General features: G+C 41.9%; 20 protein-coding genes. 2 read left to right on the forward strand and 18 right to left on the reverse strand.

Translation table 11 applies throughout. The annotated features are described in order from the left end of the window. Positions 1 to 156 precede the first annotated feature (156 nt). Positions 157 to 669 (forward strand): 2'-5' RNA ligase family protein, encoded by a 513-nt coding sequence (locus I6N90_RS03455; protein ID WP_197934094.1) that lies wholly within the window; start codon positions 157 to 159, stop codon positions 667 to 669. Positions 670 to 730: 61 nt separating this feature from the next. Here the strand turns inward: I6N90_RS03455 and I6N90_RS03460 are convergent, their stop codons facing one another. The 16 genes from I6N90_RS03460 to lspA all read right to left on the reverse strand — a co-directional run bounded on the left by I6N90_RS03460 (position 731) and on the right by lspA (position 22,070). Then, positions 731 to 2,236 (reverse strand): ABC transporter substrate-binding protein, encoded by a 1,506-nt coding sequence (locus I6N90_RS03460; RefSeq protein WP_197934095.1) that lies wholly within the window; start codon positions 2,234 to 2,236, stop codon positions 731 to 733. Further along, positions 2,226 to 3,125: an ABC transporter ATP-binding protein gene (locus I6N90_RS03465; protein WP_197934096.1), complete on the reverse strand. Its 900-nt coding sequence runs from the start codon at positions 3,123 to 3,125 to the stop codon at positions 2,226 to 2,228. The genes I6N90_RS03460 and I6N90_RS03465 overlap by 11 nt, the downstream gene beginning before the upstream one ends. A gap of 6 nt (positions 3,126 to 3,131) precedes the next feature. Next, the gene (locus tag I6N90_RS03470; protein ID WP_197934097.1) at positions 3,132 to 6,008 is read right to left on the reverse strand and encodes an FtsX-like permease family protein; all 2,877 of its coding nucleotides are present in this window, start codon (positions 6,006 to 6,008) and stop codon (positions 3,132 to 3,134) included. A gap of 3 nt (positions 6,009 to 6,011) precedes the next feature. Further along, positions 6,012 to 7,088, reverse strand: coding sequence for an efflux RND transporter periplasmic adaptor subunit (locus I6N90_RS03475; RefSeq protein WP_197934098.1), 1,077 nt, complete (start codon positions 7,086 to 7,088; stop codon positions 6,012 to 6,014). After that, a complete protein-coding gene (locus tag I6N90_RS03480; protein WP_332262388.1) occupies positions 7,054 to 7,836 on the reverse strand; it encodes an ABC transporter ATP-binding protein in 783 nt (260 codons plus the stop codon). Before I6N90_RS03480 ends, I6N90_RS03475 begins: the two co-directional genes overlap by 35 nt. A gap of 170 nt (positions 7,837 to 8,006) precedes the next feature. Beyond that, positions 8,007 to 9,737 (reverse strand): methyl-accepting chemotaxis protein, encoded by a 1,731-nt coding sequence (locus tag I6N90_RS03485; RefSeq protein WP_197934099.1) that lies wholly within the window; start codon positions 9,735 to 9,737, stop codon positions 8,007 to 8,009. A gap of 155 nt (positions 9,738 to 9,892) precedes the next feature. Continuing rightward, positions 9,893 to 10,540, reverse strand: coding sequence for an orotate phosphoribosyltransferase (pyrE, locus tag I6N90_RS03490; protein ID WP_197934100.1), 648 nt, complete (start codon positions 10,538 to 10,540; stop codon positions 9,893 to 9,895). After that, positions 10,533 to 11,267, reverse strand: coding sequence for an orotidine-5'-phosphate decarboxylase (gene pyrF / locus I6N90_RS03495; RefSeq protein ID WP_197934101.1), 735 nt, complete (start codon positions 11,265 to 11,267; stop codon positions 10,533 to 10,535). Before pyrF ends, pyrE begins: the two co-directional genes overlap by 8 nt. A 20-nt stretch (positions 11,268 to 11,287) precedes the next feature. Then, the gene (carB, locus tag I6N90_RS03500) at positions 11,288 to 14,506 is read right to left on the reverse strand and encodes a carbamoyl-phosphate synthase large subunit (protein ID WP_197934102.1); all 3,219 of its coding nucleotides are present in this window, start codon (positions 14,504 to 14,506) and stop codon (positions 11,288 to 11,290) included. Next, positions 14,493 to 15,638 carry a glutamine-hydrolyzing carbamoyl-phosphate synthase small subunit gene (gene carA / locus I6N90_RS03505; protein WP_197934103.1) on the reverse strand — a complete coding sequence of 382 codons (1,146 nt, stop codon included), beginning with the start codon at positions 15,636 to 15,638 and terminating at the stop codon, positions 14,493 to 14,495. Before carA ends, carB begins: the two co-directional genes overlap by 14 nt. A gap of 30 nt (positions 15,639 to 15,668) precedes the next feature. Beyond that, the gene (locus I6N90_RS03510) at positions 15,669 to 16,955 is read right to left on the reverse strand and encodes a dihydroorotase (protein WP_197934104.1); all 1,287 of its coding nucleotides are present in this window, start codon (positions 16,953 to 16,955) and stop codon (positions 15,669 to 15,671) included. 46 nt (positions 16,956 to 17,001) lie between these two features. After that, positions 17,002 to 17,901, reverse strand: a complete 900-nt coding sequence (locus I6N90_RS03515; protein WP_197934105.1) for an aspartate carbamoyltransferase catalytic subunit — start codon at positions 17,899 to 17,901, stop codon at positions 17,002 to 17,004. Next, complete coding sequence (gene pyrR / locus I6N90_RS03520; RefSeq protein WP_197934106.1) at positions 17,898 to 18,473, reverse strand: bifunctional pyr operon transcriptional regulator/uracil phosphoribosyltransferase PyrR; 576 nt, start codon at positions 18,471 to 18,473, stop codon at positions 17,898 to 17,900. Before pyrR ends, I6N90_RS03515 begins: the two co-directional genes overlap by 4 nt. 363 nt (positions 18,474 to 18,836) lie before the next feature. Then, on the reverse strand, positions 18,837 to 20,072 hold the full coding sequence (locus I6N90_RS03525; protein ID WP_197934107.1) for an LL-diaminopimelate aminotransferase: 1,236 nt from the start codon (positions 20,070 to 20,072) through the stop codon (positions 18,837 to 18,839). Between the two features lie 158 nt (positions 20,073 to 20,230). Next, entirely contained in the window at positions 20,231 to 21,172 is a 942-nt protein-coding gene (locus I6N90_RS03530) for an RluA family pseudouridine synthase (protein WP_197934108.1), read from the reverse strand. Beyond that, positions 21,150 to 22,070 (reverse strand): signal peptidase II, encoded by a 921-nt coding sequence (gene lspA, locus I6N90_RS25220; protein ID WP_332262389.1) that lies wholly within the window; start codon positions 22,068 to 22,070, stop codon positions 21,150 to 21,152. Before lspA ends, I6N90_RS03530 begins: the two co-directional genes overlap by 23 nt. Here lspA and I6N90_RS03540 point away from each other — a divergent pair. Further along, complete coding sequence (locus tag I6N90_RS03540; protein WP_332262390.1) at positions 21,989 to 22,660, forward strand: TraR/DksA C4-type zinc finger protein; 672 nt, start codon at positions 21,989 to 21,991, stop codon at positions 22,658 to 22,660. The genes lspA and I6N90_RS03540 overlap by 82 nt on opposite strands. A gap of 1 nt (position 22,661) precedes the next feature. Here I6N90_RS03540 and I6N90_RS03545 read toward each other — a convergent pair whose 3' ends face one another. Continuing rightward, positions 22,662 to 23,024, reverse strand: coding sequence for a DUF5665 domain-containing protein (locus I6N90_RS03545; protein WP_442950929.1), 363 nt, complete (start codon positions 23,022 to 23,024; stop codon positions 22,662 to 22,664). Positions 23,025 to 23,104: 80 nt separating this feature from the next. Next, positions 23,105 to 26,197 (reverse strand): isoleucine--tRNA ligase, encoded by a 3,093-nt coding sequence (gene ileS / locus I6N90_RS03550; RefSeq protein WP_197934110.1) that lies wholly within the window; start codon positions 26,195 to 26,197, stop codon positions 23,105 to 23,107. Positions 26,198 to 26,228: the final 31 nt, after the last annotated feature.

Raw genomic sequence — 26,228 nt, forward strand, 5'->3', positions numbered from 1 at the left:
AACCAATATACCCATTTCATGAAATGCTCCTCCTGCCATTCTCTTGATGCTTCCATTAGAATACCCAATAATTTGAAATACAAGCATACTAGGTTCTTTATCTTCGATATTTTCGGGTATACTATATGAAACAATAGGAAAGAGGAGTTGAATGGAATGCTATATGGAATCGCTATTTTTCCGGATAAAGAAATTCAAGATGCTGCCAACAGTTGGCGTGTCCGTCACGATCCACACTATTGTAATATTCCAGCTCACTTAACGTTGCGCGATGCAGAAGAATGGGATGACTCTACAAGAGAACTTGCGATATTACATCTACAGCACGTCGCATCAGCTTTCAAACCGTTCAGTATACGATTTAATCGAGTATCTACCTTCTTTCCCGTTAGTAACACGTTGTACCTCGCTCTAGAGGAGCCTCAGACGGTTATTACGCTCAAACAAGCTATTTGTAGTGGCCCTCTTGTTCAACCGCTCTCTAATCAAGTGTACACGCCACACGTAACGATTGGCCGAGACATGCCAGCAGATGAGTTACATGATCTTTATGGCAATCTACGCATGAGTTCAATTGACTATTCAACAGTAGTCGACCGCTTCCATCTACTTTATAAAACGGACCAAGGCGGATGGACAGCTCTTCAGTCTTTCCAGTTCAAAGGGTAGAACTAACAAAAGCCGCTCGCATAAGACATTGTCTTATGGGCGGCTTTTCTTAATCCAACATTTAGTTATTGTACGTCATAGGTCTTGGCATAATACCTACTGAACCTTCTGGAATAGGTTTTTCAAGTATAGCATTACCTCTAGTTTCCCATTCAGCAAGTGCTTCTCGTGCTTCCTTCTTACCAGCTAAAAACTCTTGGAACATTTCATTTCCTACATATTGAGCTTCGCCTGCATTTGGATTTTCACGGAAGATTTTTTCTTCATCAACAGTTGGTGGAAGTGGCTTCAGTAACGTAAAGGCATCAATATTGTAATTTAGGCCCGCTTGTGGTTTCAAAAACTCTTTACGTGCAACTAGTTCATAGTTACTTCTAGATTTAAGCTTCGCCCATTCTTTACTGTTAGAAAATTTAATGAATTCCCATGCATCTTTTGCGTTTTGTGCTTTTGTATTAATACCCATAAGTTGGCTTAAGCCAATATTGCTTGCAGCACCAGGATTAGCTGGATCCGTTGGAACCGTTACAACATCCCAGTCGATTGGTTCAAAATTTTTGATACTGCCCGCATTATCATTTACTCTTTTTATTTCATTTACATAATAAGATTCATTAACTACCATAGCTAATTGACCTTTAAGGAATAAGTCACCATAGAAAGGATCATTTCCGCCCTCAGAATTCATTTTCTCATACATCTTAGTCATAAATTCTTGGTTAGGCACAACTTCTTCCTTGTGGAGATCTCTAACAGTATTCCATACTTGTTCCCATTGATCGCTATTAACTAGCATCTTCTTACCTGCTTCGTCAAATGTTTTTAGTTGCAAGGAGCGAGCGTAAGTTTGAGAATCTGAGAATGCATCGGAATTCCAACGATTAAAGGAAAAACCAAATTTCCGGTCCGCACCTTCACCGCTAGCAACTTGACGTGCTTTGTTGAATACATCTTGCCATTGCATCATATCTGTTGGTGGCTCAACACCTAAATCAGCAAATATTTTCTTATTGTAATAAAGTGCAGCCGACGTGAACGTTGGCGTTAAAGCAAAAATATTGTTGTCTCCTGCCGATTTGATACCATCAATTACAGTCGGTACATAATCAGACAAATCGAACTTATCTTGCTTGATCATTGGATCAAGCGGCTGAAGCAAATTATCTTGAGTAAATCGACGAAGCATATTGTAATCCAATACTACAACGTCAACAGGATTTTGACCTGTCATCATTTCTTTCATCTTCTCATACGGATCGGGCTGCTCTTGCGGCTTATCTGGATTATCTGGTTGTTGGAATCTGTGATCGTCATAACTCATAGCGCCAACGATTTCGAATGAAATATTAGGGTTCTGCATCTCGAACATATCTGTATACTGCTGACGGAAGTATGGCTCATTATCAGATCCACCGTAAAGTACACCGATTCGAAGTACTCTATTTTCTGCATCACTTGTGCCGGAACCACCTGTACAAGCTGATAATAAACCTACTAGTAATGCTAAAGTCAAACTAACTTTCGTCCATTTGGAAAAACGTGATCCTGCGTTGCCATTATTTCTCATGGCTATTACCCCCTAATGATTTTGGAGAAGATATTATAATGCGTTCCCCATCAAATTCCATTGATGCCTTGTCTTTTATGCCTAGTGAGGTTAAATATTCTTTAGGTACTTGCAATCTACCAACACGGTCAACGACTACATAAGCTTCATGAACATTGTTTAAGCCTTTGCCCATCGAATGAGCAAGTTCCGTACCGTCTGTCATGTTGGGATTTCGTTTAATAAACTCCGTACTCGTTAATCCATCACGAATAGCAACAACACGGTCAACTTTACTTGCAAGCGTCATGTCATGCGTAACGATAACGATTGTAATGCCAATTTCACGATTCAATCGTCTAAAGATACCCATAATGATATCTGACGTGGCCGTATCGACTGAACCTGTAGGCTCATCTGCCAGTAGAAGCTTTGGACGATTTGATAATGAAATTGCGATAGCAACCCTTTGCTGTTCACCACCAGAGAGCTGATGAAGCTTGTTGTGCATTCTTTCTTTAAGACCAACCCATTCTAACAATTGCTTTGCATAGGCGCGATCTGTTTTTCCAGAAAGCATCATTGGCATTTCTACATTCTCTAGTGCAGTTAAATACGGGAGCAAGTTTCGTGCATTATTTTGCCAAATGAAACCTACTGTCTCTCGTTTATACTGTACTAGCTCTTCTTCTGTAATCTTTAAAAGATCCCAAGGTCCCACTTTGACTTGACCGGCAGATGGCCGATCAAGTCCTCCTAATGTATTCAGTAGCGTCGATTTCCCGCTACCACTGTTACCGATGATAGCCATTAATTCGCCGTCTTCTACTTTAAGATTTAAGCCTTGGAGCGCAACAACTTCCAAATCATCTGTTTTATAAATTTTTACTAAGCCTTCGCATTCAATCATTTGATGTTAACGCTCCTCTCCCATTTTGACCGCTTGATGCACCTTAAGTCTGCGGATATGCAGGAAGAGCAGCAATACTCCGATTAGCATCATAAAGCCAACGACATAGAACAATTGATTCGTATCTTTGGATTCGAAGATGACACGGAATGGTGGTACAGTCTCAGCAACGTTTTCGGTCGTTTGTAAAAACGGCAAGAAGAGCTTACTTACTACTTTACCGATCAACACCCCGAGTCCAATAGCTAAGCCAGCTGTAAATAGCTGTTCTAACATAAGCATACCTGTCAATTGTTTGCGAGATAGACCCATTGCTCGTAATATACCGAACTGTACGACACGGCCTGATAGATTAAAGAACCAGAAGAGCACATATCCAGCTAACGTAATAATTACTGATACAAGGAAACCAAGACTTAAAATACCGAACACACCACCTCTAGTTGGGTGTTTGGATTGTGTCAGCAATTCGTTTCGTACATCTTTAAAGCTTGCAAGCTCAAGGCCTTCCTTTTGAAGCTGTTCAAGCATAGGTTTAACTAGTGCGTCAGGTTTCATTTTCAACCATACTTCATAAGGAATTAATGGAATCTGGTCGTAAATGTAGTCTAGATTTGTAATAACGAATGGCGCTTTATCTGGGTATTGACTCGGCCAATACGGCAAAATACCAACGATTGAAAATTCTATCACACCGTCAGTAAAACCGACTGTAAACGTATCGCCAACCTTCAATTGGTGTTTCTCTGCTACACCGCTAGGAATTAGAGCAGCATGTTCGGAGAGACCAAGATTGTAAAGGTAATGGTTCTGATGAATAGGATAAAGATCTTCACCAAACCAACCTACCTTTGCAAAATCATAGTTATCGATACCCATAACGTTACCTTGGCCAATCGACTTGCCAGAAACAACAACATTTCCTTTTGTTGTTAAAACTCTGGTAGCAGATTCGACGCCTTCCAGCTTACGGAAAATTTCGAATGGAGGCTCATTAAACAACGTGCGCGATGGAACACCGCCGCCGTTTCCTCCATTGCCGCCACCACCGTTTCCTCCTTTGCCGCCGCCACCATTTCCTCCACCATTTTCACCTTTAGGTGGTACTTTGACTTCAGGTGTACCATCCCATACGGTCTGAATAATAACATCTGATCCGTATTTGTATAGTGTACGTTCAGTGGAGTTCAAATCAATGGTACGAGCTGCTGATGCATTATATACACCAAGAGCAAGTGTCAGTACTAACAAAATCATCAGTGGATAATACCCTTTAGACGATCTTGATAGTTGAGTTAATGTAAGATAAATTGGTACTGGTAAAAACTTGCGACCCATCCAGCTAAATAGTTTCAGTAGCCATGGGAACAATCTTAGGAAAAACAGCCCTAATGCAAAAATCGCAAGAGCAGGTACAAAAAACAAAAATGGCTGTACACTGAGCTGATCCGTAGTCATTCCAGTTTGGAATGTCAACATTTGTCTCTCATTAAACATGTACCAACCGTATCCTGCAGCACCGATAAGCAGTACGTCCAAAAACCATCTTTGCCATATTGGTTTGCGATCAGAACGTGCCAAATCTTGCTTGTAACTTACGATTGAAGAGCGAGCATAAATAACTGCTGGTATAACCGTTGCCATAATAGCGATAAAAACTGCTACACCACCAGCGATCATTGCTTCTGTCGAGAATCCTACTGGTATCGATTTCCGACTAACAAAGGATAAAAAGCCATTGGCTGATCCTATACTCTTCGCCATAAACCAACCGAGGAATGGTCCACTCGCTAATGCTATTCCACCAAGCAACAATCCTTCAAGCAAATAGATCCAAATAATTTGTTTTGTTCCCGCTCCCCGGCTTCGAAGTACGGCAATGTCACTTCGTTGCTTATCAAGCGATTGACGAGCATTCATAGCAATGAAGAAAAATACCATTGCAATCATAGGCGCAGCCAATGTGAATAGTAGCGTCTGCAATTGCAAACTTTGCTTCTTGAATTCCGTTAGAGTAGATGCAAAAGAAATTTCAACGCGAGTGTCCTTGAGACGTTGATAAAGATCAATATCAAGACGATTAAGTGTTCTACCCAATGGGGATAGTTGACTCGTCTTCACTTCAGTTAGATCAAAAGAATAATACCATCCTGCATTGTGAAGAGGTATTTTCAGTTTCTCTAGAAGTTGCTTTTGGAATGCTGTCTCACTGATCTGTAAAGTGCCAAGTAGCCCTTCCAAACCTTCATACCAGTAAGCATCAGCTGCATCTTTTGGATTAACTGCTCCGACGATCTTGACTTTAAGCGTCAAATTGAGACCGCCTGATATCGGGTAATCAAAAACATCTCCGATATGTATGTCGTTACGGAACATTGCTTCTTCCAGCATAACAGCTTCGATTATTTTACCGTCGCCTTCCGCCTTATCGAACCAACGACCTTGTGCAATGTCTGAATGTCCTTCTAAATCAGACATTGTCATAAGTCTAAGCTGCCTATTGCGTCCTGCGTCTACTTTTGTTGGGTCTTCAGGAACGACATCAGCGCTTCGAATAGAGTAACTTTTTAAGTAGGTGTCATATGTAAATCCGATGTCTTTAGGTACTGTCGTTTTAATGTAATTCTCAAGCCCTGACAGTGCAGTAAGATCCGTTTTTTCTCCCGGTGTGGATTGATACCTCATTAACAATGAGCCCGCCGGAAGACCGGTACTCTTTTCCTTCAACGATTCGGCAACAACCCGTTTCAATGCTCCATCTGCATACATTGGTATACTTGTTGCAAAGGCAACAGCTATTGTTAAACCTGCCAATGTACTTAACGTAAGCCATCGTGTATTCCACATTTTGCGGAATAAAAATCGAAACAGCGGAATACCCATCGGCTAATTACCTACGACTTTCTGACCTGGCTCAAGACCTTGCAATATTTCAATTTCTGTAGCTGTACGCTGTCCAACTTCAACGTCAACCTCACGTTTACCATCTTTATCTATTACTTGAACATAATATCGTGGGCCAATATTACGTAGAACCGATGGTGGGATGACTACCGCATCTTTTGTACGGCTTGTAATAACATTAATAGCGATTGGTGTTCCACGTTTCAGATCTTTAGGCAGCTCCGGCAACTCTAGCAACATAAAATCTTCTGGACGATCTGGTTTATTTTCCTCTCCACCAGGGAAGCCTCCATTCCCACCGTTGTTCTCCTCAGTTGTTTTGATAGGGAGTTGCTTCACTTTCCCTGTATATTTACCTACACTACTAATATTCACTTCTACTTCCATCCCTACCATAACCTTTTCTAGCTCGGTTTTCGTAAGTTTTGAAGCAGCTGTAATTTGTTTCGTATCCGCTACAATTGCGACGGGTTCATAAGCTTTGGCAAGATCACCTTTAACAACATTTAACGTCACAACCGTTCCATCGAAAGGCGCAACGAGTGTCGCTTTAGCGATTTCTTCTGCTGCATCCTCTAACTTTTGCTTACTATCTTCGAAAGCAAACTGCTTCTCTGCGAAATCTTCTGGACTCATCTCATCGCGAGTTCTTAGTGCTTCTTTCATTTTCTCTTCTTCACGTGTGAATGTTAACTGATCACGTCTAAGTTGTTTCTTTAAATCATCGACATCAAGCTCAGCAATAATATCACCAGCGTTAACGGAATCTCCTACTTTTACATGAACTTCCTTAACGCGCTTATCTGTTTGTGTAAAGAAAAGTGTTTCTTCCTCTAGTGAGATCAGCTTTCCAATGAGCTGAACTTTGCTAACCAAATCTTTGGTACCAACTACATATTCAGGTTTTTTCGAAATTTGAGGCTTAATAATTTCTGGTAAAACTTCTTCTTCTTTTTCTTTAGGCAGCAATGCACAGCCGCTTGTAAATACTAATGACAGGCTCATCGTAACAATCAATGATTGTTTAAATAAATTTCCCGTCAACCATTTCATAGACATGGTCGGCAACCTCCAAAATTGTAGGATCGTGTGTAGTCATACAAATAGAAACTTTTTCAGTACGAATGATATTTTGAAAAACTGCCATAATTTGAGCAGACATATTTGTGTCTAGCTCCGCCGTTGGCTCATCGGCAAGTAATAACATTGGCTTATGAGCAATCGACTTTGCAATCGCAACACGCTGTTGCTCACCACCTGATAGCTCAAATGGACGATGATGCTGACGCTTCTCAAGTCCAACGAGCTCTAAACATTCTTGCACTCTACTCTTCCATTCTGAACGCGGTGTTCCTGCCATACGTAGAGACAGTTCTACATTTTCCTGCGCAGATAGAAGAGGCATCAGTGCAAAAGCTTGGAATATAAAGCCCATATTTTTACGGCGTACCAATGTTCTTTCGTTGTCGCTCATCTTGCTGAATGGCAAACCGTTGAACATTATTTCACCTTTGCTTGGGGTATCGAGCCCGCCCAAACAGTTGAGTAAAGTTGTTTTACCTGAGCCAGATCTTCCCTTCAACATAACGAGTTGACCCGGTTTAACTTCCATCTGTATACCCTTGAGAACATGAAGGGAATTACTTCCCACTTGAAAAAATCGTTCAACCTTATTAACAACAAGCAACGATTCCCTCGTTTCAGTCTGCTCTTGATTGATCGAAGTTTGATTTTCATGCGCTTCAGTAGGTAACTCCAGCTCTGCCTGTGATACAGCGTTTTGAGTGATGGTCATATCTTCCTCCACTACCCCCTTTCTCCTCTACATCCATTTTAATATTTCTAATCTAACAACTTAGACGGTGTTTTGTATAAAAAAGTTACGTTTCATGACAACTATATAAAACATTTTTTTACTCTACAGAAAAAGACTGTTTCAGCATATGTTCACTTTCGCCGAAAACAGCCTTAATCCTTCTATTTTTTCACTTTAAAATGGGCAACTGTCCCGTTTAATTCATGAACGATCTCATTCAAATGTTGTGACGCAGCAGAGATACTTTCCATTAAAGCTAGCTGCTCCTCAGTCGCAGCTGCAACGCTTTCTGTATTTTCCAAATTGGAAATGGCTGTAGATGCTGACTGTTCCATCGATGCGCTCACTTCTTCAGAACTTGCAGACATCTGCTCTGTGACAGCAGAGTTTTCTTGAAGTTGCTGAGTCATTTGAGAAACGGAAACACTTATTACATCCAATTTGTTACTTACATCTCTTACACGCTCACTACCACGTTCAACTTCTTGCATCGTTTGACTCATGAAGGAAGCTGCACCGGCAATCTCATTTTTCGTAACTTCCACTAACTGATTGATGTTTTCTGCAGATTCCAAAGAGCCAGCAGCAAGCTTTCGAATTTCACTTGCAACGACAGCGAATCCTCTTCCATGCTCACCGGCTCTTGCAGCTTCAATTGCTGCATTTAATGACAAAATATTCGTTTGGTTAGAAAATGTCGTTATATTTTCAGCAATTGCTCCGATCTGCCCAGAACGTCGCTCAAGAGTGGCAATAGTAGAGGACAATTTCTCTATTACTATTTTCACTTCTTCCATCTGTCCTTCCAGACGATCAAGGGCAACCTGACCTTCTTCTGCCTGCGATGATGTCACGAGTGAATGATCTGAAATAGCAAGCGTATTCTCCGCAATTCTACCAATCCCAATTGTCATTTCTTCAATTGCACGGGACGTTTCTTCCGCACCTCGTGCTTGAATCTGAGATCCATTAGCTACTTCTTGAATATGTACGGCAACATGTTCAGATGCTGCTGCTGATTCTTTGGAAACGGTAGATAAATGCTCAGAAGACTGACTAACTTGCATTGTATTACTTAATACAGCTGTAATAAGTCCATTCATATTTTCGATCATGTCATCCACTGATCGCGATATTTGACCTAACTCATCCTTATCATAACGGGTGTCTCTAGCTATTGTAAGATCGCCTTCACTTACTCTTCTTGTTTTATCCATCACTGTTTTGATCGTCTTCATTAATCGAACTATCATTATAGTTACTAATATGGTTAAAGAAATGGCTACGGTTATAATAACAATCAATATCGTTAATTGCGATTTCTTCAAATGTTCCTCAATACTATCAATTGTGAGCTTTGCATGTTTATCAATACTTTCTCCAACTTCATCTATACCTTCTCGGCTAATTTGAAACTCGAGGTCAATCTCCAAGTTAAATGGCACAGGTTTCCCATCTTCAACTGCTACTGCAGCTATCTGGAACCAGTAGGCATAATTTTTATCAAACAAATCAAAGATTTGCCCTGTAGTTAGACCAGACTGTCCATATGCCAGGTCAAGCAATTCGGCAGATTCAAGTATTTCCCTTGCAGCAGCAACACGTTCTACTGCTTGTTCCTGATTAGCCTTCATTTCTTTTTTTGCAGTTTCAAATTGTGTTTTATTTAGTACACCGGACTCTAATTGCAAATAAGCTGAATAAGACTGGTACATATCTCTGTCTGCGTTCAATACTAGCATACTCACTTGATTGGAAGTCTCATAAATACTACTCGACAATTCTTCAAAAACTTCCTTCTCTTCACTTAATAAATAGAGACTAGCAAGTGCAAAACATAATAAAGGAAATGCAACTAGTAAAGTAAGCTTCATTCGCAATGACAGTTTCAATAAATCCAGCACCCTTCGTAGTTGAAAAATAGTTTCCTATTATTATCGGATGATTTCAGCTTAAATAAGAGGTTAAATACATAAAAAATTTTGTATAAATAAAAAAATGAGAGCCTTGAGTGAAAATGATCTACTCAAAACTCTCATGATCTACTTTACTTGCCAAATGATTGTGGATCTTGACGCCATGCTTGTAATGTAGCTACGTCCGACTCAGCCACTTTGCCTAACTTAACTGCTTCTTCGATTAAAGCTGAATAGTTCGACAATGTTTCTAATTCAATATTTTCATTGGCAAAAGCTTGCGCTGCTGAATCGAATTGATAAGTGAAAATAGCTAGAACACCAGCTACTTCTGCTCCTGCTTCTTTTACTGCTAGAGCCGCTTTCAATGAACTACCACCAGTAGAGATCAAATCTTCAATAACAACGACCTTCTGCCCTGGCAAAACGCGTCCTTCGATTTGATTTTGTTTACCATGGCCCTTCGCCTTGTCACGAATGTACGCCATAGGCAAGTTTAGTTTCTGAGCTACCCATGCTGCATGCGGAATACCCGCTGTAGACGTTCCAGCTATAACTTCTGCATCAGGATAACGCTCGCGGATAACAGTAGCAAAACCTTCTGCAACTAAATCACGAATGTTTGGGTATGTCATTGTTAGACGATTGTCGCAATAAATTGGAGACTTGATACCAGATGTCCAAGTGAAGGGATCATTTGGCTGAAGTGCAACTGCACCGATTTCCAATAAGTTTTTTGCAATTTCAGTAGGTAAATCAGCTAGTGATAGTTTACTCATATGAGATCAGCTCCTCGATAATAGATTCCAATGAGGCACGTGGGTCAGGTGCAGCCGTAATTGGTCGACCTATAACCATATAGTCTGTACCTTGCTTAATCGCTTCACCAGGCGTCATAATACGTGATTGGTCATTTAATGCTGCGCCTGCTGGTCGTATACCTGGAGTTACCGTCTGGAATGCAGATCCACATACTTCCTTAATCGCAACTACTTCTGATGGAGAAGCAACAACGCCATGTAATCCAGCTGCTTGAGCCAATTGTGCATAACGTAATACTGCATTCTCTACAGAACCCGATATTCCGATTTGTGCATTAAGAACCTCTAGATTAGTACTCGTAAGCTGCGTAACGGCTATGACTGTTGGCTTGCTGCCGCCTACAGACACTGCTTGATCAACACCTTCAAGCGCCGCTTCCATCATCGCACTTCCTCCAGCTGCATGGACATTAAACATGTCCACACCTAGCCGAGTTACACTGTTAGATCCACCTTTGACAGTGTTCGGAATATCATGCATTTTCACATCTAGAAACACATAGTAACCGCGTTTCTTCAAACTCTCAACGAAGGAAGGACCTGCAGCGTAAAATAACTGCATCCCAACCTTCATATAACAGGGAATGCCCTTTAGCTCTTCGATGAGCCGTTCAGCGGCTGATGCATCTGGATAATCTAATGCAACCATTACACGTCCAGCAGCTTGTTCTCTTGTTAGCTTCATTGCCATTCCCTCCAAAAAGTTTATTTCAAAATAACCGGCATCGCATTGGAAGAGAAGTTAATCGTCTCCATCATTCTGAGTAGCGCACGAACCGTATCTAGTGAAGTCATACACACAACGCCGTTCTCAACTGCTTCACGGCGAATACGGAAACCGTCACGCTCAGGTGCTTTACCTTTAGTCAAAGTATTAACGACGAAGTGGGCTTTACCTTCCCGCACCAAGTCAAGAATATTTGGAGATCCTTCACTTAGCTTGTTCACGCGAGTGACATGTAGACCTGCTTCTTCAAGCGCTGTAGCCGTACCACCTGTCGCAAAAATTTTGTAGCCGATATTGTAGAAGCCACGCAACAACTCTACTGCTTCTTCTTTATCTTTGTCTGCCACTGTCGCAACGATTGCGCCAGAAGTAGGGATTTTCATACCTGCTCCGATAAGTCCTTTATACAATGCTTTCGCATACTGCAAATCACGGCCCATAACTTCACCCGTTGATTTCATCTCAGGAGTTAGCGTAGGATCAACACGGCGCAGCTTAGCGAAGGAGAATACTGGAACTTTTACCGATACAAACTCGTCTTCTGGCCATAGACCTTCTGTGTAACCAAGATCTGCAAGCTTAGTGCCCATAATCGCTTTTGTCGCTAGATTAGCCATCGGAATATTGGTCACTTTACTTAAGAATGGTACTGTACGCGATGAACGCGGATTTACTTCAATGACATATACTTGATCGTTATGAATAACAAATTGAATGTTCACTAGACCGCGTACTTCAAATTCTTTCGCAATCTTAATTGTAATATCAACAATTTGTTGCTTAATATCGTCAGACAATGATTGCGGAGGATATACCGCAATGGAGTCGCCGGAGTGAACACCAGCACGCTCAACATGCTCCATAATACCTGGGATTAGAACCGTTTCTCCGTCGCAAATAGCGTCTACTTCAGCTTCTTTGCCCAGCATGTAGCGGTCAATTAAAACTGGGTGCTCAGGGTTAATCTTAACGGCAACTTCCATATAACCTAGAAGTTCCTCGTCAGAGTACACGATTTCCATTGCGCGTCCACCTAGTACGTACGAAGGACGGACAAGTACTGGATAGCCAAGTTTTTGTGCAGTTACAACTGCTTCGTCTACTGAAGTAACTGTTGAACCTTCTGGTTGTGCGATATCAAGTTTACGAAGCAATGCTTCGAATTTTTTACGATCTTCAGCTGCATCAATGCTCTCAAGGCTCGAGCCTAAGATGCGTACGCCAGCTTTTACAAGCGGTGCAGCAAGGTTAATCGCCGTTTGTCCACCGAACTGTACAATAACGCCGATTGGATTCTCTTGCTCAATTACGTTCATTACATCCTCGAAGAATAATGGCTCGAAGTATAGACGATCTGATGTACTAAAGTCCGTCGATACAGTCTCTGGGTTATTATTAATAATAACGGCTTCATAACCAGCATTCTGGATTGCCCATACCGCATGAACAGTGGAGTAATCAAACTCGATACCTTGTCCAATACGGATCGGACCAGAACCAAGTACAAGTACTTTCTGCTTCGTTGTTTCGATTACTTCATTCTCAACTTCATATGTGGAGTAGTAGTAAGGTGTAGTCGCTTCGAACTCAGCTGCGCAAGTATCAACCATTTTGTAAACGGGTTTCAAGTTGTTCTCAAGACGGAATGCACGTACATCCGCTTCAGTTGTATGACTTCCGTTCGGGAACCCTTCCTTACGAATTTCAGCAATGGAACGGTCAGAGAAGCCTTTGCGCTTCGCTTCATATAGTGATTGTAGGGTCAATGTCGACTCTTTGCGTAAACGATCTTCAAATTGAACGATAGATTCAATTTTGTCTAGGAACCACCAGTCAATGTTCGTAATCGTTTGAATTTCTTGCAACGCATAGCCACGGCGGAACGCTTCCGCTACTAGGAACATGCGCTCATCGTCTGGCTTCTCAAGACGTGCACGTAGTACCGAATCTTCCAAGGAAGAAGCTTCTTTCAAGTGAATACGATGTGCACCGATTTCAAGTGAACGAACTGCCTTATGAATCGATTCTTCAAATGTACGACCGATTGCCATAACTTCGCCAGTCGCTTTCATTTGTGTGCCAAGCTTACGGTTAGCGTTAACGAATTTATCAAACGGCCAACGCGGAATTTTCGATACGATATAATCCAGTGTAGGCTCGAAGCAAGCATAAGTCTGACCAGTAACTGGGTTTACTAATTCATCCAGTGTGTAGCCTACTGCAATTTTTGCAGCCATCTTAGCAATTGGATAACCAGTTGCTTTGGATGCAAGTGCTGAAGAGCGACTTACACGTGGATTAACTTCGATTACATAATATTGGTAGCTTTGTGGATCAAGTGCGAACTGTACGTTACAGCCACCCTCAATGTTCAGCGCTCTAATAATTTTGAGTGATGCAGAACGAAGCATTTGGTATTCACGATCAGACAACGTTTGCGATGGTGCAACTACGATACTGTCACCAGTATGTACACCAACTGGATCAAAGTTTTCCATGTTACAAACTACGATACAGTTGTCGTTTGCATCGCGCATAACCTCGTATTCAACTTCCTTCATGCCTGCAATCGACTTCTCGATTAGACATTGGTTGATCGGGCTATAACGAATACCAGAAGCAACGATTTCAACCAGTTCTTCTTCATTTGCACAAATACCGCCACCTGTACCGCCAAGTGTATAAGCAGGACGAACGATTACCGGATATCCAATACGGTTTGCGAATATTACTGCATCTTCAACTGTAGTTACAATATCGCTGTCTGGAACTGGCTGTTCTAGTTCACGCATAAGTTCACGGAACAAGTCACGATCTTCCGCTTTTTCAATCGCGATTAATTGTGTTCCAAGCAACTTCACATTTTCACGTTCTAGTACGCCAGCACGAGCAAGTTCAACCGCCATGTTAAGACCTGTTTGTCCTCCAAGTGTTGGAAGTAAACCATCTGGACGTTCTTGACGAATAATTTGGGAAACAAAATCTAATGTTATAGGTTCAATGTAAACTTTGTCTGCCATATTTGTATCCGTCATGATTGTAGCTGGGTTACTGTTGATAAGGACAACTTCGTAACCTTCCTCTTTCAGCGCTTGGCAAGCTTGAGTTCCAGCATAATCAAATTCTGCTGCTTGACCGATAACAATCGGGCCTGACCCGATTACAAGAATTTTTTTGAGTTCATTATTTCTGGGCATACTGAAGCTCTCCCTTCGATGTCTCAGACAAAATTGCCTGACGAGGTTTTAGTGGGTTATTTCTTTTGTGTGTACGGATCATCTCTAAAAATTCATCGAATAAATAACTGGAATCGAACGGTCCTGGAGCAGCCTCAGGGTGGTACTGCACAGAGAATGCCGGATAAGTATTATGTTTAAGACCTTCAATTGTTTTATCGTTATTGTTAATGTGCGTTACAACTAGTGGAGTTCCTTCAACAGAAGATTCCACAACGGTGTAGCCATGGTTTTGTGATGTAATGTAACAACGGTTTGTTGCAAGCTCTTTAACCGGGTGATTTCCACCACGATGTCCAAATTTCAGCTTGCCTGTATCTGCGCCGCAAGCAAGAGCGAACAGTTGGTGACCTAAGCAAATTCCGAAGATAGGAATTTCACCAAGTAATTCAGAGATCATTTTCACGGCGTGAGGAACATCCTTTGGATCCCCAGGGCCATTGGACAACTGAATGCCATCTGGTGCATAACGACGAATCTCATCTGCTGTAGTGTCATGCGGAACTACGATGACATCGCAACCACGCTGAGTCAATTCACGCAAAATGCCGCTTTTTGCTCCAAAGTCTACAAGAACGATACGTTCACGAGTACCTGGGCTTGAGAAAACTTGTTTCGTTGATGTGCGTGCAACTTGATCCGTCATTAAGCTCGACAAGCTCAGACGCTCTGCCAATTCTTCCACACGCTCATTGCCGGTCGTAATAAGACCTTTCATCGTACCAAAGTGGCGAAGTTTACGAGTAAGCATACGAGTATCGATATCGCTGATACCTGGTATGCCGTATTCCTTAAGCAATTGACCAAGAGAATATTGTGCGCGCCAGTTGCTTGGGATAGGCTCATGACGACGAACGACGAAACCATGAATGTATGGACGCATCGATTCAAAATCATCACGAGTAATACCATAGTTACCGATAAGCGGGTATGTCATCGTTACGATCTGACCACAATATGACGGGTCTGAAAGCACCTCTTGATAACCTGTAATACCTGTATTAAAAACAACCTCGCCCATCATTTGCGCTTCAGCTCCGAAGGACAAACCGGTGAATAAAGTTCCGTCTTCCAACAATAGTCTTGCTTGCATCCGAATCACTCCTCTGGTGTTAATTAAAGTCTATTCCGTCCAAACAATTTTTCCATCAACGATAGTTGTTACAGACCATCCTTTTAATTTCCAACCGCCGAATGGCGTATTATTGCTTTTCGATAAGAAGGTTGAAGGTTCAACTTCACGTTCGTTCTCTAAATCAACGATCGTTAGATCCGCTGGTGCACCTTGTTCCAACTTTCCAGTTTCCAATCGGAATACACGAGCTGGATCGGAAGTCATCCGCTTAAGCAAGAAACCTAAGGTCCATTTGTCTGTTTCAACAAACTTTGTATACAAAAGTGGAAAAGCTGTCTCGAAACCTACAATTCCGAACGGCGCGAGATCAACTCCACGTCCTTTTTCTTCTGCGCTATGAGGGGCATGATCCGTTACGATCATGTCCAAAGTGCCGTCCTCAAGCCCTTCAATTACCGCTTGAACATCGCGTGGTGTACGAAGTGGCGGGTTCATTTTCCAATTTGCATCGTCTAGCCCTGGAATGTCTTCATCCGAAAGAATCAAATGATGAGGGCAAACTTCTGCAGTTACTTTAATTCCTACACTCTTAGCCAATCTGATTAGACGAACCGATTGCTCTGTACTGACATGACAGACATGATAGTGAACACCTGTTGCTTCAGCAAGAAGTACATCGCGTCCAACATGGATCGCTTCGGATTCGTTCGGAATACCTTTAATGCCATGTTTGCGGGAAAATGCTCCTTCGCTAGCCCAAGCTCCTTCAACGAGTGTGTCATCCTCACAATGAGCGATAACTGGCATATCGAGCGACTTAGCAAGCGCCATAGCATTTTTCATCATTTGCGCATTTTGAACGCCTACTCCGTCATCTGTAAAGCCGATTGCTCCTGCTTCTTTAAGTGCTGCAAAATCTGTAAGCTCTCGACCAAGCTCATTTTTCGTAATAGCTGCATATGGAAGCACCTTTACGATACCTGCACTTGCAGCTTTATCCAAAACATACTTAACCGTCTCGGGCTTGTCGATAACAGGACGCGTGTTAGGCATACATGCAATTGTTGTGAATCCGCCCTTGGCAGCTGAGCGAGAACCTGTTATAATATCTTCTTTATGTTCAAAACCTGGATCTCTCAAGTGGACATGCATATCGATAAAACCTGCAGATACGAGTTTACCTTGTGCATCAATGACTTCTGTGCTACCAGTGTCAATGATTTCACTACCATCAACCAATTCCGCAATTTTACCTTCGTTTATTCGTATATGTTTTTTCTCTGTACGGTCTGTTTGCTCATCCCAAACGATTCCGTTAATGATCCATAATGACATTGCTTGTTCACCCTCCGATTTGGTTCGGTTAAGACGTATAAGTATGTTAGCTTAACGCTCTTTCGATAACAGCCATCCGAATCGGCACACCATTTTCCATTTGGGGGAAAATGCGTGATTGCGGATGTTCGACTAATTCATCATCGATTTCTACATTCCGATTAATTGGAGCAGGATGCATAATAATGGCATGTTTTGCGAGTGTTTGTGCTCTTTCAACAGTAAGACCAAACTGCTCGCGGTATGATTCAGCTGAGCTGAGCATTCCGCTTTCATGTCGTTCTAGTTGTACCCGTAGCATCATAACGACATCAGCTTTCATTGCCTCATCAATTGAGACGTACGGGGCATCAAGCTCAGTTGCTTGCATATTAGACGGAGCGCAGAAACTTACATTGGCTCCGAACTTGCGTAGAGCATATAGATTGGATCTAGCTACACGACTGTGTAGAATGTCACCGACTATCGATACATTCAAACCGTTTAGTGATCCGAACTGCTTGCGCATCGTGTAAAGATCAAGCAGTGCTTGCGTAGGGTGCTCGTTATTTCCATCACCAGCATTTATAAGTGGTACTTTGATGCTTGAAGCAAGTTCAGCAAGCACTCCGTTTGGCTTCAATCTAATGATACCTACATCAATACCCATCGATTCAAGCGTTCGAACCGTATCATAAATCGATTCGCCTTTCGCTACGCTTGAGGCAGCAGCAGCGAAGTTAATCACTTCTGCGCCGAGCCTCTTTTCAGCTACTTCGAAAGAAAATCTAGTTCGTGTACTATTTTCGAAAAACATATTAGCTGCAAACTTACCTTGCATGTCCTGATGTACTTTGACCGGATGTTGCTCCCAGTAAGCAGCACGTTCTAGTATCGATTCAATTTCTTCTTTGCCTAGCTCTTTTAATCCGAGCAAACTCCGTTGTTTCAGTTGTGTTAGTGTCATCCGGCTTGCCCCCTTTGATTAATAATCGTCACCTGATCGATAAGGTCAACTTCATTTAAGGAAACATCGATTTGCTCTTGTTTGGAAGTTGGAACGTTTTTGCCAATGAAATCAGGTCGTATAGGAAGTTCACGATGTCCTCGATCTACTAATACTGCTAGTTGAATGCTTCGTGGTCTGCCACAGTCCATAAGTGCGTCCATTGCGGCACGTATAGTCCGTCCAGTGTAAAGCACATCATCGAACAATATAATGATCTTGTCTTTCGTATTTAATGGTGCTCCTCCAATATCCCTTAAGCTAGCAGTCATTTCGACACCCGTAGATGAATACTCTAGACGATCATCCCGATATTGCGTAATGTCCAATTCGTATACTGGAACCGGCTTTCCTTCAATTTCTGCAATTCGTTCTGCTACTCGATTTGCCACATAGACTCCTCTTGTTCGAATGCCTACGATTACGCAATCGTCAATCCCTTTGTTTTTCTCGACGATTTCATGCGCAATTCTAGTTAATGCTCTTCGAATCGCTGTTTCATCCATTATGACTACGTGTTCTTCTTCCGCCATTGTCGCACACCTTCCTTAAATCACCTTCAAGATCGTGAAAAGCCACAAAAAACCTCCTTGCGAAGTTCGCAAGGAGGTTGTGATTAGTCAGTTTAAAGAAGAGGCATCCTAACGCTTACGGTCAACAGACCTCAGACGTATGTTCGGATTTCTCATTCTAAATAAAATTAGACCTATATTCACGTTACCTTGCCAGTCTCACAGGACTGAGTTAAAGGTACTGCTCTGTATCATAGGAATTATCCCACGTTCGACAAAAGAAGTCAAGAGCATATATGCCTTTTGCTCGTCATTAGTGTGGGCTGTTTCAGCCCAACTATACAAGAATACCAATAGTAACGTAAATATACTTAATCTGTGAAATTAGAGACTTAACTTACGGATACGATCAACTGCTTTTTCCGTATTTTCACGACTGCCGAAAGCTGTAAGACGGAAATAACCTTGGCCGCTTTGTCCAAAACCTACACCTGGCGTTCCAACAATGTTTGCTTCATTAAGCAGTTTATCGAAGAAACTCCATGAGTCCATTCCTTTAGGTGTCTTAAGCCAAATGTATGGTGCGTTAACGCCTCCGAACACTTCAAGACCGATCGAAGCAAGACCATCTCGGATAATTGCTGCATTCGTCATATAGTATTCAACAAGGGAAGCAATTTCTTGTTTGCCCTCTTCGGAATAGATCGCCTCTGCTCCACGTTGCGTCACGTATGAAACACCGTTAAACTTCGTTGTGTGACGACGATTCCAAAGGTCATTAATAATAACTGCATTACCTTCCACATCGAATCCTTTAAGATCACGTGGAACGACAGTGTAAGCACAACGAATGCCTGTGAAGCCAGCTGTCTTCGAGAAACTACGGAACTCAATCGCAACTTCTCTTGCCCCTTCAATCTCATAGATGCTATGAGGAACATCATCTTCTTGAATGAACGCTTCATAAGCAGAGTCGAACAAGATCAAACAATTGTTTTCTCTCGCATAATCAACCCATACTTTAAGCTCATCTTTTGTTAGTGTCATTCCTGTCGGATTGTTCGGGTAACAAAGATAGATAAGATCAACTTTGCGGTCTGGCAAGCTAGGTTTAAAGTTGTTTTCAGCAGTACACTCAAGATAAACGATATTTTCATACCGTTTCGTATCTTGATTGTATTTTCCAGAGCGACCTGCCATAACGTTCGTGTCCACATATACTGGGTATACAGGATCTTGAACAGCAATGATGCTATCTGTGCTGAAAATTTCTTGAATATTACCAACATCGCATTTCGAACCATCACTGACGAACACTTCGTTTACAGCGATGTCAACTCCACGTGATTTGTAATCATTTTCGATAATGGCTTTAATAAGGAAATCATAACCTTGCTCTGGACCGTATCCACGAAAAGTGCCCGGCTCTGCTAGCTCATCCACTGCACTATGCATAGCTTTCAGAACGGATTGTGGCAACCCACGAGTTACGTCACCAATACCAAGACTTATAATTTCAGCATTCGGATTTTCTTGAATAAATTTTGTCCGACGTTTTGCAATTTCAGAAAATAAATAGCTGCCTTGCAGCTCTAAGTAATTTTGATTAATAGCTGTCATGAATGTCACCTATCCCTATCTTCAATAATTTCACTAAGTATAAAAATAGGATATCGTACTTTCGATGCAAACATAATGCAGGATATGCCGAAAAGTTTGTACTAATTTCAACATATCCATGCAGCTTACTAATCAACCGATTACATTAAAAGCTGAAATTAACGAAGGCGCAAACTATTAAGCACATGTTCCATATCATCAGGAATCGGCACTTCAAAGTTTAGGCGCTCTCCTGTACGAGGATGCGTGAAGCCGAGTAGTGCAGCATGTAACGCTTGTCCTTTAAGAGCTACCGTTTTGTTTACTCCGTAAACGGGATCTCCAGCAAGTGGATGTCCGATATATTTCATATGAACACGTATTTGGTGAGTTCTACCTGTTTCCAGTTGCAGCTCCATAAGAGTGTAGTCGCCTAAACGCTCCAACACAACGAAATGAGTGACAGCAACTTTACTGTTATGACCCGTCACAGTGAACAATTTCCGATCATTTGTATCGCGTCCAATTGGAGCGTCAATTGTTCCATGATCATGTGGAACATTGCCATGAACAAGTGCAATATATTTGCGTGTAACTGTATGCTCTTTAAGCTGTTCTGCAAGAGAAACGTGAGCAAGATCATTTTTGGCAGCCATCAATAGCCCTGTAGTATCCTTGTCTATACGATGAACGATGCCCGGGCGCAACATGCCGTTAATGCCCGACAAATCTTTGCAATGATACATTAATGCATTTACAACAGTACCTGATGAATGTCCTGGTGCAGGATGAACGACCATTCCGCGCCCTTTATTAATGACGATTACATCAGAATCCTCGTACATAACTGTAAGAGGAATATCTTCTGCAACAATATCTGTACTTTCAGCTTCAGGAATGCTTAGAACTACAACGTCATTTTCAATTGTTTTGTAGTTTGCCTTTACTACTTTTCCATTCACTTGTACAGCGGCAGCTTTAATCCATTCTTGCACTTGCGTTCGAGAAATTCCCGCTTCGTCGATTTGATCGACTACATATTTATCAATTCTCTCCCCCGTTTGATCGGGGTCGACTTTCCATTCATGTGTCGCTTCTTCAAGCGTTGGATTGCTTTTCATGCTCTTTTTGCTCCTTATCTACTTGCGCAAGCTGTTTCTTTTCTTCTTTCATGCTGATAAGCGTATCGAGCAGAATTAAACCAACACCGATTACAATGGCAGAATCTGCAATGTTAAAGATCGGGAACGTATAGCTACCGAAGTTGAATTTGAAGAAATCGACAACCTCTCCAAATCGAACACGATCAACAAAATTACCAATCGCACCACCAAGTACTAACGAAAGTCCAAGCAGTAAAGGTGTTTTCCCCACTTTTCTCATCGTATGCAAATACCAAACTAACGCCGTCACAATTACAATTGTCGCGACAATGAAAAAGGAGCGTTGATCTTTCATAATACCGAATGCAGCACCTGTATTACGATGAGATGTAATGAGGAAGAAGTTACCGATTACACTAATCTCCTCATATAGATCCAATTTGGTAGCAATGATCTTTTTAGTTGCAAAATCAATAATAAGAACAATGACTGAAACAAGGTAATAGTACCAATAACGCATTTGACCACTCCCAAAAAGTTTTGTAATGCAAAACTTCACTTCACAAACATAAAACGTCAGCGTAGTGGAGTAAAGCGATACATCGTAATCACAAGCTTTTTCAATACTCATGATGTCATTTAAATAGTGTAGCACATGGCCTTTAACAGAACCAGTAATTGCATTTCCAACTGTTAGCAAGCTTCCATGCATGCCCATACTGAAATCAATCAGAACAGCAAAAGCTAACGAGGCAATTATGTTAAGCGGCAAAGGACGGTGCAATCGATATGTCATCTTTAACAAGTCCACAACTTGCTTTGCTGCACAATCGTTTGTTAAACGAGCAGCAGGAAATTGAATCTCGTCTGTCCCATAATCAACATTACGGAATGTCACAGTCACTACGCGATGCAACTGGAGAGCTCTCTCCTATAGACAACCATCCGGGTGATCTAGCAACAGAACTTTATGATCGCGAAAAGGACATTGCTCTTCTTGAGCAAGAAGAGCTTCATCTGAGTCGTATTGACGCGGCTCTTGCTGCAATGGAGAAAGGAACTTATGGCATCTGCATCTCTTGTGGTGAAAGAATTTCTTATGAGCGACTAGATGCTGTACCCGATTCCCTCTATTGCCTAGAACATGCACCAAGAAAGGAACTTTCTCACAATCGCCCAATCGAAGAAACGTATTTGCAGACGCCTTTCGGCCGAACAAGTATGGACGAAAGATCCGATTATAACAGCTTCGATGGTGAAGATGCCTGGCAAATTGTCGAGCAATGGGGCAATGCTGATTCTCCAGCGTTATCCGAAAATAGAGAAGTACATGATTACGCTCATCTAGGTATTGAATCGGACGAAAATGATGGCTACGTAGAGTCGATTGAAAGTTTTCTTGCAACCGACATTACAGGTCGTCATGTCTCAGTCGTCCGTAATCGAGAATACGATCAGTACATTCACAGTGATGAAGGTGATCATGGGTTAGAAAGCTATAATTAACTTAGTAACCTTTACCTTCAAGTTGAATCTGTACAATCCGTACAATATCAGCGATATAATCACCGACAATCGGAAGATTAAGTGCTCCTAATATTTGAAGGACGTACAGGATCGTTGCAGCAAAAAAAGTAAAGCCGATCGCAATACCGACGCCTCTTGCAGTACCTGACAGCAGATTTCTCCATATTAACGAGAAGGGGCGGTTTAGCAAATCAACATATTCAGCAATATGTGTCCGCTCCATCTCAGTCGCGATATGCTGAAGTCGCTTATCTAAAAAAGATAATGACTCCTGTAGGGCTGGCAAATCTTTAGGTTCATCATGCGATCCTTTATCATTTCGTTTTCGTTTCACGAGTTCCATCAACCTCCGGGTAGCAACAGAGGAAGCCCGCCCCGCCAGCATGGCGGGCAAGCGGGCTCCTTTATTCTATTACTATGTCCCTATTCCTTGATGAAAATGCCAACTTCCTTGTCGCCAAGTGTAACTCGCTCCATACCTTCTACAGCTCCGTAGGATACCGATTGAAGCAATACGTTTTCATTCAGTACATCAGCGAATGCTTCAAGCGCTGCCTTAAGCACATCATCTACATCTAACACAAGATCCACACGCTTCTCAATTGGAAGATCCTGTTTTTTCCTCGTATCTTGAACAGCTCTAATGACTTCACGAACCCAGCCCTCTTGCTCTAGCTCAGGTGTAATGTCTGTATTTAGCGCAGCGGTCATACCGTTGCCAGAAGCAGAAGCAAAACCGGACTTCGCTTGTTTCTCAACAAGCAGTTCATCCAGACCGATATGAAGCACTTCGTTTTCTGGTGTTGTGAAGATGAAGTTTCCACCAGTAACGATCGCTCTCGTCTCATCTGGAGTTAAACTTTTCAGCGTTCCTTGGATAGGTCCAACTTGTTTACCATATTTTTTTCCGGCTACTTTTAAGTTTAGCTTAAGCGTGAAATCAACAAATCCACTATCGGATGTTTGAACCGTAATGGTCTTAACATTAATTTCATCCTTAATGATCGCTTCATATTCAGCAATCGGGAAATCCTGATCAAGCGATACGATAAGCTCTGACAACGGCTGACGCGTTTTAATTGACGTCTCGTTACGTACATTACGTGCAAGCTCAACGATTCCTTTTGTGCTTTCCATATTACGTTCAAGCGTCAAGTCAATTAGCGAGTCATCCGCAACTGGGAAGTCTGCTAAATGAACACTTCCTACGCCACCTAGATTGCCGTATACGTCTTCCGATAGGAAAGGAGTATATGGTGCCATCAAACGAGATAACGTGAGCAGAATGTTACGTAGTGTCTGATAAGCTGCAATTTTATCTTCAGTCAGACCACTGCCCCAGAACCGGTCACGTGAACGACGGATATACCAGTTACTAAGCTCGTCTACGAATAGTTCAATCGACTTTGCAGGATTCAAGAAGTCATTTACTTCAAGACCTTTTTTCACTACAGAGATCAAGCTGTTTAATCTGGATGTAATCCAGCGATCAAGTTTATTATCGGACTTAAGCTCAGCGTGATCCGCATAATTAAAGCCATCAATTGAAGCATACAACGCGTAGAACGCATGTGTGTTTACAATCGTGTCAATTACTTTAGACTTTGCTTCTCCTACAATACCACGCGAGAAACGTTTGCTGTTCCATGGAGCGCTGTCTGCGAGAAGAGCCCAACGGAATGCGTCAGTACCGTACTCATTAATAATTTCCCACGGATCAATTACATTCCCTTTTGATTTGGACATCTTTTGCCCATTCTCATCAAGAATATGTCCTGTAGAAAGAACAGCTTTATATGGCGCTTTGCCATTGTATAACGTTGATACAGCAAGTAAGCTGAAGAACCAGCCACGAGTCTGATCAATACCTTCACAAATAATATCTGCAGGATACTGCTCCTCAAATGGCTTTGGATCTGCAAATGGGTAATGATGTTGGGCAAATGGCATGGAGCCACTGTCAAACCAAACGTCGATTACTTCAGATGTACGTCTCATTACTGCACCTTCAGCAAACGGTGATTTTAATAAAATTTCATCTACGTACGGTTTATGAAGCTCGATATCAGCTGGTACTTCTTGGGTTGCACGTGCACGAAGATCAGCGATACTGTCTGGTGCGTATTGCTGACCAGTTTCTTCACAAATCCAAACATTTAGTGGTGTTCCCCAATAACGGTTACGGCTAATGTTCCAATCCACAAGATCTTCAAGAAATTTACCGAAACGTCCTTCACGGATATGTCCAGGGTACCAATCCACTTTGCTATTGTTTGCAATTAACTGATCCTTAACTGCCGTTGTTTCAATGAACCAGCTTTCCGTTGCATAATAAAGCAATGGAGATTTACAACGCCAACAGAACGGATAACTATGCTCATAACGCTCTTTAGAGTATAGTAGTCCTTTTTCGCTAAGCATCTTCACGATATCAACATCGCAGTCCTTAACGAAACGACCTGCAAGATCAGTAACTTCATCTACATAACGACCTGCATTGTTTACAACACTTAGCATGCTGATTCCATTCTGACGCGCAACTTTGTAATCATCTTCGCCATGTGCTGGAGCGATATGAACGATACCAGTACCACTTGTGTCCATAACGAAATCACCAGCAATGACTACATGACCCTTTTCGATTGACACATAGTTGAATGGAGGCTCGTAAGATAGACCAACTAACTCAGCACCTTTGAATGTCGAAAGAACTTCATACTCTTCTTTCAAAACTTTCTCAGCCAAGTTTTGCGCAACGATATAAATCTCGCCCTCTTTTGAAGCACGAACATAGTCCAGATCAGCATTAACTGCTAAAGCGGCATTCGCAGGTAATGTCCAAGGTGTCGTCGTCCAAGCAAGAACAAATTCGCCTGAATCAGTAAGTTTGAACTTAGCTGTTGCACTAAGATCCTTTACATCCTCGTAGCCTTGTGCAACTTCATGTGAACTTAATGTCGTTTGGCAACAAGGGCAATATGGACTTACGCGATGACCGCGGTACAACAAACCTTTTTTGTGGATAGTGGACAAAATATGCCATACACTTTCGATGTATTCATTTTTTAACGTAATGTATGGATTATCAAGATCTGTCCAGTAACCAATCGCTTCAGTCAATTCTCTCCATTGCTTTTCATATACAAATACGCTGTCCTTGCATTTTTTTATGAATGCTTCTACACCGTAATTTTCAATTTCTTGTTTACCAGAGATGCCAAGTTGCTTCTCAACACCTAGCTCAACTGGCAAGCCATGTGTATCCCAGCCCGCTTTACGAACAACGCGGTAGCCAGTCATCGTTCTATAACGACAAATAAAGTCTTTAATAACCCTTCCTAGCACGTGACCGATATGTGGTGCACCATTTGCAGTTGGAGGTCCTTCATAAAATACAAAATTTGGTTTTCCTTCACGGTTCAAAATGGACTGTTTAAATGTATCCTCTGCCTTCCATTGCTCCAAAACACGCAACTCTCGATTACGAGCGCGCTCTTTCACGTCTACACGTTGCATCTGTATTGCCCCCTTCGAATATCAAAAAAAA

The organism is Paenibacillus sp. GSMTC-2017 (genome assembly GCF_016019935.1).
Taxonomy (GTDB): Bacteria; Bacillota; Bacilli; order Paenibacillales; family Paenibacillaceae; genus Pristimantibacillus.